Genomic DNA, 11566 nt, shown 5'->3' with positions numbered 1-11566 from the left:
CGGCGCCGGGCGGCGCCGGGCGGCGCGTCGGTGGCCGGGCCCTACGCGCGGTCCTTGCGCCGCCGGATCTCGGCGAACACCTCCGCCGGTGCTGCCCCGGTCATGCCCAGCGCCGCCTGCACCGCCGGGACGTCGGCGCGCAGGAACGGGTTGGTCCGCCCCTCCAGGTCCAGGGTGGTGGGGATGGTCGGCTGTCCGCGCTGGCGCTGCGCCGCCACCTCGGCGACGCGGGCGCGCAGGCTGGCGTTGTCCGGGTCGACGGTCACCGCGAAGCGGGCGTTGGACTGGGTGTATTCGTGCCCGCAATAGACCCGGGTGTCGCCGGGCAGGGCGCGCAGCCGGCACAGCGCGGTCCACATCTGGGCCGCCGTGCCCTCGAAGAGCCGGCCGCAGCCCAGCGAGAACAGGGTGTCGCCGCAGAACAGCGCCCGGCTTTGCGGGAAGTGGAAGGCGATGTGGCCGACGGTGTGGCCCGGCACCTCGAACACGGTGCCGCTCTCCCCGCCGAAGGCCACCGAGTCGCCGTCGCCCAGGCCGACGTCCAGGTCGGCGATCCGGTGGGCGTCGGCGCGCGCGCCGATCACCGGGCACCCGTAGCGCAGCTTCAGCGCCTGGTTGCCGCCGGTGTGGTCGGCGTGGTGGTGGGTGTTGAAGATGTGGGTGAGGCGCCAGCCGCGGCGCTCCAGCTCGGCCACCACCGGCTCCGCCTCGCCCGGATCGACCACGCCGACATCGCCGCCGGCGGGATCGCGCAGCAGGTGGATGTAGTTGTCGGCGAACGCCGGGATCAGATGGATTTCCATGGGGTTCTGCCCCTCCCTGGTCGGTTTGTGCTAGTCTCTGGCCACCATGTACACCGATATTGTCGATCTGCGGGAGTTCTACGAGTCCAGCCTGGGGCAGGTGGCGCGGCGCATGATCCGCCGTCGCCTGCGCGAGCTGTGGCCGGACGTGCGCGGCCAGATCGTGCTGGGGATCGGCTACACCACGCCCTATCTCCGGCCCTTTCGCGACGACGCCGACCGCGTGCTGGCCCTGATGCCGGCCACCCAGGGCGTGACGTTCTGGCCGCGCGAGGGGCCGGGCCAGGTCGCCCTGGCGGACGAGGCCGAGCTGCCGCTGCCGGACATGTCGGTGGACCGGGTGCTGCTGGTCCACGGCCTGGAGGGGACCGAGCAGCTCCGCCCGATGATGCGGGAGATCTGGCGCGTGCTGGCCGGCGGCGGGCGGCTGCTCAGCGTCGTCCCGAACCGGCGCGGCCTGTGGGCCCGCGCCGACTGGACGCCGTTCGGCCACGGCTTCCCGTACTCCCCGTCGCAGCTCAAGCAGGTGCTGCGCGACACCATGTTCGTGCCGGAGCGCACCGCTCACGCCCTCTTCATCCCGCCCGTGAAGTCGCGGGTGCTGCTGCGCTCCGCCCCGGCGTGGGAGGAGGTGGGGACGCGCTGGTTCAAGGCCTTCGCCGGGGTGACGATGATCGAATCGTCCAAGCAGATCTTCGCCGGCGTGGCCCGCAAGGCGCAGCCGGTCCGCCGCCGCCTCATCGTGCCGATGCCCGGGGGCACCGCCGCGGCGCGCCGCACCGGCGGCCCCGCCGGCGATCCCGCCGGCGATCCCAGCGGGGCGTGAGCCGCCGGCGGTGCGGCGTCAGGTGCCCGCCACCGTCAGCCCGTCGATCCGCACGGTCGGCGCGTCCATGCCGTAGCGGTGCTCCAGATCGTCGGCCGGCTCCAGGTTCAAGAACATCTCCTTGAGGTTGCCGGCGATGGTGAGCTCGCTGACGGGGTAGGCGATCCGCCCGTCCTCGATCCAGAAGCCGCTGGCGCCGCGGCTGTAGTCGCCGGTCACCGCGTTGACGCCGGAGCCCATCATCTCCGTCACGTAGAGGCCGCTGGGGATCTCCGCCAGCAGCGCGTCGCGGCTGCGCCGTCCCGGCATCATGTAGAAGTTGGCGGGCGACGGGCTGGGCGGGCCCGACGTCCCGCGCGAGGCGTTGCCGGTGGTCTCCAGCCCGAGCTGGCGGGCCGAACGCAGGTCGAGCAGCCAGGTGGTCAGCCGGCCGCCGTCGATCACCGTGCGCCGGGTCGTCGCCACCCCCTCGGCGTCGAAGGGGCGCGAGCGCAGGCCGCGGCGGACGTGGGGATCGTCGATCACCGTCACGCCCTCGGCGAAGATCACCTGGCCCATGCGGTCCTTGAGGAAACTGGTGCCGCGCGCCACCGCCGGGCCGCCGATCGCCCCGGTGAGATGGCCCAGCAGGCTGCGCGACACCCGCGGGTCGAGCACCACCGGGGCCCGCTGGCTCTTGACCTTGCGCGGGTTGAGGCGGCGCACCGCGCGCTCGCCGGCCTCCTGGCCGATCGCCGCGGCGCCGCGCAGGTCGCTGCCGTAGACCTTGGAATCGTACTCGTAGTCGCGCTCCATCCCGGTGCCGGTGCCGGCCAGCACCGACACGGCGAGCGAGCGGCGCGACACCCCGTAGGTGCCGGCGAAGCCGTTGGACGCGGCGATGGCCACGGTGGAGCGGCTCCAGCCGGCGTCGGCGCCCTCGGAGTTGGTGACGCCGGCGACCGCCATGGCCGCCTCCTCGGCGATCCGGGCGTGCTCGATCATCTCGTCGGCTGCGGGTTCCGCCGGGTCGCACACGTCGAGGTCGGGCCAGGCGGTGGCCAGCAGCGCCGGGTCGGCGAGGCCGCAATAGGGGTCCTCCGGCACCACCCGGGCCATCGCCACGGCGCGTTCCACCAGCTCCTCCAGGGCGCGGGCGCTGCGGTCGGTGGAGGAGACGATGGCCTGTTGCCGGCCGACGAAGACCCGCAGGCCGAGGTCGCCCGATTCCGAACGCTCCAGCCGTTCGGGCTTTCCCAGGCGCTGGCTGAGCGACAGGGAGGCGGAATCGAACAGCACCGCGTCGGCCGCGTCGGCCCCCGCCGCCTGGGCCTTGCGGATGAGATCCTCCAGCAGGTTCAGGACGTCGGGCTGGCTGGTGGTCGGGGAAGGCATGGGCGTCTCCGTCAGGTCTGCGGCCTGTCTAGCAAATGGGGCCCCGGTCCTGAAGAGCACAAGGGGCCAATGCGGCGGGAAACCGCGCGGCGGTCACTCCGCCCCGGCGGCGGCGGCGGCGGGCGCCTTCCAGCGCGCCAGCGCCAGGGACGCGAAGGCGAGCAGCGCGGCCAGCAGCATGCCCACCGTCATCACCATGGGCTCGCTGGCCTGGACCGCGCCGATCAGGGTGGAGGCGACGGCCCCGGCGCCCATCTGCATGAAGCCCAGCAGCCCCGACGCGGTGCCGGCCAGGCGCGCGTCCACGCCGATCGCCGCGGTCATCGCCGGGGGCAGGGACAGGCCGTTGCCGAAGCACATGATGATGGAGGGCAGGAACAGGGTCAGCGGGCTGAGCGCGTCGGCCAGCAGCACGCCCAGGAAGGCCAGCGGCCCCAGCAGCGAGCAGGTGAGGCCGGCCGTCACCAGGGCGTCGCCGGCGATCCGCCCGGACAGCCGGGAGACGGCCAGGTTGCCGGCCATGTACCCGCCCGACAGCAGGACGAAGTACATCCCGTACTCGCTGGGGGTGCGGCCCAGCCGCTCGACCATCACGAAGGGCGCGCCGGCGAGGAAGCAGAAGAAGGTCGCCGTGGCGAAGGCGGTGGTCAGCGCGTAGCCCAGGAAGACCGGGCGGCGGGCCAGCGAGGCGTAGGCCGCCCACAGGGCCGCCGGGCCGGGAAGCGCGGCCGGCGCGTGGTTGGTCTCGCCCAGGCGGCGCAGGCCGACCACGGCGATCAGGGCGCCGAAGCCCACCAGCAGCACGAAGCTGGCCCGCCAGCCCAGCCAGTCGTCGAGGATGCCGCCGATCGCCGGACCCACCATGGGCGCCACGGCCATGCCGGCGATCACCAGGGCCAGAACCCGCATGCCCTCCTCCCGTGACCAGGCGTCCCGGACGATGGCGCGCACGATGACCATGCCGGCGCAGCCGCCCAGCGCCTGGGCCACCCGCCCGACGATGAGGAAGCCGATCGAGGGGGCGAAGGCGCAGGCGAGGTTGGCCAGGGTGTAGAGGACGAGCCCGGCGAGCAAGGTCGGCCGCCGCCCGAAGCGGTCCGACAGCGGACCGTAGACGAGCTGTCCGACGGCCACCCCGATCAGGAACAGGGAAAGGGTGAGCTGCACCGTCGCCGGCACCGTGTCGAACGCCGCCGGCAGGCCGGGCATGGAGGGAACGAAGATGTTAAGGGCCAGCGGCCCGGTCGCCGTGGCGGCGACGAGGAACCATACGGGAGGCTTTGGCGGGGTCACCGTCATCGGGGGTCCGTGCGCGTTGCCGGGAAGGACGAACGACCCGCAGCGCGCGGGACGGCCGAAGCCTACCCGCGCGCTGCCCTTGCCGAGAACCTCGATTTCGGCAACCCGGCCACCGCGTTACGCGGCGGAACGGGCGGGCCGGCCGGGCAGCGGCAGCCGCAGGGCGTATGCGCCGTCGCCCAGCAGGGACTGCACCACCAGCGCCACGGTCCAGAAGGCGGGGAACTCCCAGCCACCGCCGGGCGCCGAGAACACCCAGCCGTTGGCGGCGTGCTGGAGGGTCGCGCCGATCAGCGTCGGGATCAGGGCCAGCGCGACGGCGCGGGAGAAGACGCCGAGCAGCAGCAGCACGCCGCCGCCGACCTCGGCGAGAATGACCAGGTAGGCGAAGACGCCGGGATAGCCGATGGACTCGAAGTACTGGACGGTGCCCGGCACGGTGAACACGAACACCTTCATCAGGCCGTGCGCCAGCACCATGGCGCCGAGGGCGACGCGGAGCAGCAGGGCGGCGTAGGGGGCGGTGCGGTCGTCGATCATGGAACTCTCCCTGGGGGTGGGTGACGACCCGCCACGGGGCGGGCCTTTCGTTGCCGCGATTGAAGCGGTTTCCCGGTCCACGATAAACGGCCGTTCCATCCACATATTGTCATGCTTTGAGCAACGATCAGCCCGCCGGCTCCACCGCGGACCCCAGGGCGAAGAGATCGGCGTCGACTCCCCGGCCGTCGGGGTGCCGGCGCGCCGGCCCGGGATTGTCGTAGACGACGAGGAGGCGGTGCCCCTGCGGGGTGGCGATGGCGGCGATCCCCTCGGCGTGGTCGAACCCGGTGCCGTGGGGAAGGTCGATGGCGCGCGTCAGGCGGTCGCGCGGCACGACCGTCTGCTCGGTGGCGTCGAGGGCACCGCACCAGCGGTAGAGGATGATCGGACCGTCCAGGTCCATGGTCGGTCCGGCGAGGATCAGCAGGTCGTCGCCGTCGAAGGTCAGCTCGCGCACGCCCAGCCCGTCGAGGTCGAGGAAATGCTTGGCGTAGCAGGCGCCGTCGCGACCGACGGGGGCGAGTCGCAGCCGCCCCGTCTTGTGCTCCTCCACCCGCAGCTCCAGCACGCAGGCCCAGCCGCGCAGCACCGGCCCGCGCAGCCCCAGGAACACGCGGTCGCCACGCGCCGCCAGCCCCTCCACGTCGAAGCCGTTCTCCTTCGCGGGCACGTCGAGGAAGCGGCCGATGTGCTCATCGTTCTTGAGCCGCTTGGCCAGGGCGTTGCGCTTGGACCCCATCTTCAGGCACGCGGCGGTGCGCGCCCCCTCGCGGCGCACCGGATCGAACCGGCCGGGGGCGTCGGTCGCCGCGACGAGGGGGATGCGGCCGAGCAGGAAGCGGTTGGCGTCGCGCTTCACCTCGGTCAGGCGTTCCAGGCAGGCCGCGTTGTCGTGCTCGTCCGGCTTCGGCTTCTTGCGGGCCAGGCTGTGGGAGCCGGCGATCCACAGCCAGCCGTCGTCCAGGGCCAGACCCTCGACGTCGGCCTCCCCGGACGGACCCTCGGGCAGGTCGAAGAAATCAGACAGCGGGTAGGAGCGGTGGTCGCCATAGCCGGCCTCGTCGCCGGCGCGGCGCAGCAGGCGCTCCAGCCGCGCGCCCTCGTCGCTGCCGGCGAACAGCGTGTCTCCGGCGGTCTCGATGGCCGAGAGATTGGCGCGGATCGGCTCGTCGAGGTGCTCGCCGACCGCCGTGTGATGGCGGAAGTCCAGCGGAACGGCGGCGAGGCGGTCGACCGGGCGGTGCGGCATGGCGGGGTCTCCGGTTGGGGGGCGTCCCCCATTGTGGGGATGGCGGTGCGGGTGCACAACGCGGCCCCCGCCGGGAACCGATCGGCGGACCCCGCCGGGAACCGATCGCCGGACCTCCGGTTGACCGGGCATGCTGCGCTGCGAAAAGGGCGTTGTCGGGCGGCGCGGCACCACCACGCGAAGGAGCCCGTCCGATGACCGTGACACAGCTTCTGCAGAGTCTCCCGGCCAAGGCCGACGCGCTGCTGGCCGCCCTGGCCGACACCGGCGCCGTGAGGACCCGGGAGCGGCTGCTGGCCGACCTCACCGCCGCGTTGGAGCGCCAGACCGCGCTGGAGGAACGCCATCTCCTGCCGGTGCTGGGCCGGCACGACGCCACCAAGCCCTACGTGGCGGCCGCCACCGACGCGAACCGGGCGGTGGCCGGCATGCTGCGCGATCTGGCGGCGCTGCCCAAGGAGGGCGAGGCCTTCGCCGACAAGGTCGTGGAGCTGCGCGACCTGCGCCAGCGGCACCTGCGCGAGCACTGGAAGGGTTTGCCGTCCGCCGTCGGCGAGGCGTTGGGGGCCGACGAGCAGACCGCCCTGGTCGAGGCCCTGAAGGCCGGCGACGAGGCCGTCACCGAGGGCGTCCGGGCGGGCGCGGAGGTGGCCGAACGCGGGGTGCAGGGCGCCGGACAGGCCGCGCGCGCCGGCATGCGGGCCGCCGCCGACGCGGCGCTCAAGACCGCGGGAACCCTCGATCGGGTCGCGGCGCCGGCGCGCGGGCGGATGCTGGCGCTCAGCACCGCGCCGAACGTCGCCGCCCGGGCCGCCAGCGAGGCCGGGGCGGCCTGGATCGCCTATGTCAACCGCACCGCCAACGCCAGCGGCGCGGTGGCCGAACGGCTCAGCCGCTGCACCACGGCGACCGAGGTGGGGGCGCTGCAGGGCGAGGCGCTGGGCGAGGCGGTGGGCGCCTGGTTCGCCATGCAGGGGCGGCTGTTCGACATCTCGCTGCGGGCCTCGCGCGACCTGGTGCGCCCGACCGGCGGCTGACGGGTCACTTCCAGATCGGGCGGCCGCTGCCGGGCAAGCCGTAGGCCGCCCATTTGCGGGTGACCGTGTCGACGACGTCGTCGCTCATGCGGATCTTCTCGCCCCACTCGCGCTTGGTCTCGGGCGGCCATTTGTTGGTGGCGTCGAGTCCGACCTTGCCGCCCAGCCCCGATTCGGGGCTGGCGAAGTCGAGATAGTCGATCGGCGTGCCTTCGATGACGGTGATGTCGCGGGCCGGGTCCATGCGGGTGGACACCGCCCACATCACGTCCTTCCAGTCGCGGGCGTCGATGTCGTCGTCCACCACGATGATCCACTTGGTGTACATGAACTGCCGCAGGAACGACCACACGCCCATCATCACCCGCTTGGCGTGCCCGGGATAGGCCTTGCGCATGGACACCACGGCGATCCGGTAGGAGCAGCCCTCCGGCGGCAGCCAGAAGTCGACGATCTCGGGGAACTGCTGGGTCAGCAACGGGATGAACACCTCGTTCAGCGCCTCGCCCAGCACCGAGGGCTCGTCGGGCGGGCGGCCGGTGAAGGTGGAGAGGTAGATGGGCCGGTGCCGCATGGTCATGCAGGTGACGGTGAACACCGGGAACCGCTCCACCGCGTTGTAGTAGCCGGTGTGATCGCCGTAGGGCCCCTCGTCGGCGGTCTCGTCCAGGCTGACATGGCCCTCCAGCACGATCTCGGCGTGGGCCGGAACCTTGAGCGGCACCGTCTTGCAGTCCACCAGATCGACCTTGCGGCCGCGCAGCAGGCCGGCGAACTGGTACTCCGACAGGGTGTCGGGAACCGGCGTCACGGCGGCCAGGATGGTGCCGGGGTCGGCCCCCAGGACGACGGCGCAGGGCAGCGGCTCCGGCTTGCCCGCCGCCGCCCAGCGGCGGTGGTGCTGGGCCCCGCCGCGGTGCTTGAGCCAACGCATGATCGTGCGGTTCCGCCCCAGCACCTGCATGCGGTAGATGCCGAGGTTGAAGTCGTCCTCGCGCTTGCCGGTCGGCCCCCGCGTCACCACCAGCGGCCAGGTGATCAGGGGCGCCGGCTCGCCGGGCCAGCAGCTCTGCACCGGCAGCCGGCCGAGGTCCACCTCGTCGCCCTTCAGGACCACCTCCTGGCAGGGCGCGGAGCCGACGGTTCTCGGCTTCATCGCCATCACCGTGCGGGCCAGAGGGATCATCCCGAGCGCCTCGCGCAGGCCCCCCGGCGGTTCCGGTTGCTTGAGGAAGGCCAGGGTCTCGCCGACCGCGCGCAGCTCGTGCGGCTCCCGGTCCATGCCCCAGGCGACGCGCTCGACCGTGCCGAACAGGTTCACCAGCACCGGCATCTCGGACCGCGTGCCGTCGGCCTTCACGACGGTCTCGAACAGCACCGCCGGGCCGCCTTCGGCCAGCAGGCGGGTCTGGATCTCGGTCATCTCCAGCACCGTCGAGACCGGCTCGCGCACCACCACCAGGCGCCCGCTGGATTCCAGCCGGTCGAGGAAGTCGCGCAGGGAAGCGTAGGGCATGGCGGGCGGGTCCGGGCTGGAAGGCGGGGCAGGGCGGGGCGGGCGCCGCCAGCGGCGGCGCCGGCGCTAGGCAACGACCGCGCGCCCCGTTCGTCAAGCGCGGAGTGGCGCCGGCGGGACCGCCTAGCGCGCCAGCACGCGCCACACGTCCGTGGTCCGCACCGTGCGGTCCTCCAGCTCCAGGGAGGTGGGGACGTCGTAGCGGGCCACCCGTTCCAGCCCGTCGTCGGGGCGGTAGGTGCGCCCGGGGTCGCCGAGGATCACGGTGATCCCGGCGGCGGCGAGGCCGCGCAGCCAGGGCACCACCCGGGTCGTCATCGGCTTCTCGTAGCAGACGTCGCCGGCGAACACGACGTCGACGCCCGGCAGGGGCCGGCCCACCACGTCGTCGCCGGCGGCGGCCACAGCCACGCCGTTCAGGGCGGCGTTGAGGCCGATGGCGGCCACCGCGAAGGCGTCGATCTCCAGGGCCAGGGCGTGGGCCGCCCCGGACCGCATGGCGGCGATCGCGATCACGCCGCTGCCCGCGGCGAAGTCCACCACGCGGCGGCCCCGCACCACCGACGGTGTGTCGAGAACGTAACGCGCGACCGCCTGGCCGCCGGGCCAGGCGAAGGCCCAATAGGGGGGCGGCAGGTTGTCGCGCTGCAGCGACGCCTCCGTCGCCTCCCACAACGGCGTGACCTCGGTGGCGAGGTGGAGGCGGAGGTCCGGAATCAGCGATGGAACGGCCACCACGGTGTTGTCGCGGACGAAAACGGCGGGGGAACTCATCGCGGGGGGGTGTCCTGTTCGGAGGGGGCGAGGATTGGCCGGACGGCTTATCCACAGCCGCGTCATGTTACAGAATTCAAACGCGGTGGACAGACGGCAGATGCCGTGTTAACCAGCAAGTAGAGGTCTTGAACGTCATCTTGGGGGGGTCATGCGGACAAACGGTATCGGAATCCGTCTTTCGCTTGCCGCGTTTCTCGCCTTGAGCCCCATGGCGACGCCGAGTGCCCAGGCGAATGAATGTGTCCGCACCGTCCGCGCTCTCTCGGATTTCACGATTCGTGGCGACGCGTGGCTGTGGTGGAGCCGCGCCGAAGGCCACTACGGCCGGGACGACGACCCCGCCGTCGGGGCCGTTCTGGTGTTCAAGCGCAGCGGCCCTCTCAACCGCGGCCATGTCTCGCTGGTCAGCCGGGTCGTCGACCACCGCACCATCGAGGTCGACCACACCTGGCTCGAGGGCGAGGGCATCCGCCGGCACATGCGGGTGATGGACGTCTCCGCGCGCGGCGACTGGTCACGGGTGCGGGTGTGGCACGATCCCAGCGCCAGCTGGGGGCTGCGGACCTATCCGACCTACGGCTTCATCCTGCCCGACGGGGTGGCGCCGGCGACCGGGCCGAAGCTGGAATACGCCGTCGCCCCCTCGGGGCGGGGGGCCCGCGCCGATCGCGGTCCCGCCCTGGCCGCCCTGCCGACTCCGCCGTCGCGCAAGCCGCTGTTCCAGACGGCTGCGCTGACGGCGCCGGACGCCGCTCCGCGCGACGCCGTGCGGCCGCCCGTCAAGCCGTCGCCGGCCAAGGCCGCGGTCGCCACGGCGACCCCGTCGCCGGTGGTGGCAACGGCGACCCCGTCGCCGGCGGTGGCAACGGCGACCTCATCGCCGGTGGTCGCCATGGCGACCTCATCGCCGGTAATGGTGGCAACGGTGGTCCCGACCGCCAAGCCGGCTCCCGCCCCGCGGGTGGCGGAGCGGATGGCGGCGGACCGGGTGGCCGTGGTCGCCGCGGCGCTTCCCGGGCGCAAACCGGCGCACCGCGTCGAGTCGCCCCAGGTCGCCAGTTCCGAACACTGACACCCGGCCGCCCGCCGCGGCTGCGGCGCCGGGTCAGACGGTCCGGCCGACCACGAAGGCGGCCAGCACGATCCAGCCGAACCAGCGGTTGGAGCGGAAGGTGGCGAGGCAGTCGTTCTGGTCGTCGGGATTCCACGTGGCCACCTGCCACGCCAGGTGCAGGCCGGCGAGCGCCAGCAGCGGCTGGGCCCAGGCGCCCAGGCCCGCCAGCCGCGCGGCCAGGATCATCCCGGCGATGGTCAGGGTGTAGAAGCCGTAGACCCAGATCTTGCTGGCACCGCCCAGCCGCAACGCGGTGGACTTGACGCCGATGCGGGCGTCGTCCTCCTTGTCCTGGTGGGCGTAGATGGTGTCGTAGCCGAGCGTCCAGGCGATGCCGGCGGCATAGAGCGCCAGGGCGGGCCAGTCCAGCTCGCCGCGCACGGCGGTCCACCCGACCAGCGCCCCCCAGTTGAACGCCAGCCCCAGGAACGCCTGGGGCCACCAGGTGATGCGCTTCATCAGCGGGTAGGTGAACACCAGCACCAGCGAGAGGGCGCCCAGCGCCACGGTGGTCGCGTTGAACTGCACCAGCACCGCCAGCCCGGCCAGCAGTTGAAGGGCCAGGAAGGCCAGGGCGCGGCGCACGCTGACCTGGCCGCTGGGGATCGGCCGGCCGCGGGTGCGCTCCACCCGGCCGTCGATGTCGCGGTCGAGGATGTCGTTGACCGTGCAGCCGGCCCCCCGCATCACCACCGCGCCCACGGCGAACAGCGCGACGAGGCGCCCGTCGGGCAGCCCCGGCGCGGCCAGGGCCGCGCTCCACCAGCAGGGGAACAGCAGCAGCCAGGTGCCGATCGGCCGGTCGAGGCGGGCCAGGCGCAGGTAGGGGCGCGCCGCGGCGGGCGCGTGCCGGTCGATCCAGCCGCCGCTGCGGATGTCGGTGAATCCGGTGTCCAGGCTCGGGTGCGGTGGCGGGGTCATGACGGCCGGGCTCCCATGGTCGGCAAGGCGGGCGCACGATAGCCGCCGGCCGCGGCTTCGGGCAAGCGGGCCCCGGACGTCTCGCGGGCGCCGCGTGTTTGCCGCTA

At 73.2% G+C, this 11566-nt stretch carries 11 protein-coding genes; 3 read left to right on the top strand and 8 right to left on the bottom strand.

What is annotated here, in order from left to right; translation table 11 throughout:
• Positions 1-41 precede the first annotated feature (41 nt).
• Complete coding sequence (gloB, locus tag AC6H2I_RS21455) at positions 42-803, bottom strand: hydroxyacylglutathione hydrolase (protein ID WP_497502752.1); 762 nt, start codon at positions 801-803, stop codon at positions 42-44.
• Between the two features lie 46 nt (positions 804-849).
• On the opposite strand from gloB, the gene AC6H2I_RS21450 reads away from it, so the two are divergent.
• Positions 850-1629, top strand: a complete 780-nt coding sequence (locus AC6H2I_RS21450; protein WP_497502751.1) for a class I SAM-dependent methyltransferase — start codon at positions 850-852, stop codon at positions 1627-1629.
• Between the two features lie 18 nt (positions 1630-1647).
• Here the strand turns inward: AC6H2I_RS21450 and AC6H2I_RS21445 are convergent, their stop codons facing one another.
• The 4 genes from AC6H2I_RS21445 to AC6H2I_RS21430 all read right to left on the bottom strand — a co-directional run bounded on the left by AC6H2I_RS21445 (position 1648) and on the right by AC6H2I_RS21430 (position 6094).
• On the bottom strand, positions 1648-3003 hold the full coding sequence (locus AC6H2I_RS21445) for a TldD/PmbA family protein (protein WP_497502750.1): 1356 nt from the start codon (positions 3001-3003) through the stop codon (positions 1648-1650).
• 93 nt (positions 3004-3096) lie between these two features.
• Entirely contained in the window at positions 3097-4302 is a 1206-nt protein-coding gene (locus tag AC6H2I_RS21440) for a multidrug effflux MFS transporter (protein ID WP_497502749.1), read from the bottom strand.
• Positions 4303-4419: 117 nt separating this feature from the next.
• Positions 4420-4842, bottom strand: a complete 423-nt coding sequence (locus AC6H2I_RS21435; RefSeq protein ID WP_497502748.1) for a DoxX family protein — start codon at positions 4840-4842, stop codon at positions 4420-4422.
• Between the two features lie 127 nt (positions 4843-4969).
• Complete coding sequence (locus tag AC6H2I_RS21430) at positions 4970-6094, bottom strand: DUF3616 domain-containing protein (RefSeq protein WP_497502747.1); 1125 nt, start codon at positions 6092-6094, stop codon at positions 4970-4972.
• A gap of 194 nt (positions 6095-6288) precedes the next feature.
• On the opposite strand from AC6H2I_RS21430, the gene AC6H2I_RS21425 reads away from it, so the two are divergent.
• Entirely contained in the window at positions 6289-7131 is an 843-nt protein-coding gene (locus tag AC6H2I_RS21425) for a phasin family protein (protein ID WP_497502746.1), read from the top strand.
• Positions 7132-7135: 4 nt separating this feature from the next.
• Here the strand turns inward: AC6H2I_RS21425 and AC6H2I_RS21420 are convergent, their stop codons facing one another.
• A complete protein-coding gene (locus AC6H2I_RS21420; protein ID WP_497502745.1) occupies positions 7136-8647 on the bottom strand; it encodes a UbiD family decarboxylase in 1512 nt (503 codons plus the stop codon).
• Between the two features lie 123 nt (positions 8648-8770).
• The gene (locus tag AC6H2I_RS21415; RefSeq protein ID WP_497502744.1) at positions 8771-9421 is read right to left on the bottom strand and encodes a class I SAM-dependent methyltransferase; all 651 of its coding nucleotides are present in this window, start codon (positions 9419-9421) and stop codon (positions 8771-8773) included.
• Between the two features lie 211 nt (positions 9422-9632).
• Here AC6H2I_RS21415 and AC6H2I_RS21410 point away from each other — a divergent pair, with 211 nt between their 5' ends.
• Complete coding sequence (locus tag AC6H2I_RS21410) at positions 9633-10496, top strand: CHAP domain-containing protein (RefSeq protein ID WP_497502743.1); 864 nt, start codon at positions 9633-9635, stop codon at positions 10494-10496.
• A gap of 33 nt (positions 10497-10529) precedes the next feature.
• On the opposite strand, the gene ubiA is transcribed toward AC6H2I_RS21410, so the two are convergent.
• On the bottom strand, positions 10530-11459 hold the full coding sequence (ubiA, locus tag AC6H2I_RS21405; protein ID WP_497502742.1) for a 4-hydroxybenzoate octaprenyltransferase: 930 nt from the start codon (positions 11457-11459) through the stop codon (positions 10530-10532).
• Positions 11460-11566: the final 107 nt, after the last annotated feature.

This window comes from Azospirillum sp. NS33 (genome assembly GCF_059703765.1).
Note: the sequence above shows the minus strand (reverse complement) of the source record. Positions and strands in the feature narration are given on the sequence as shown.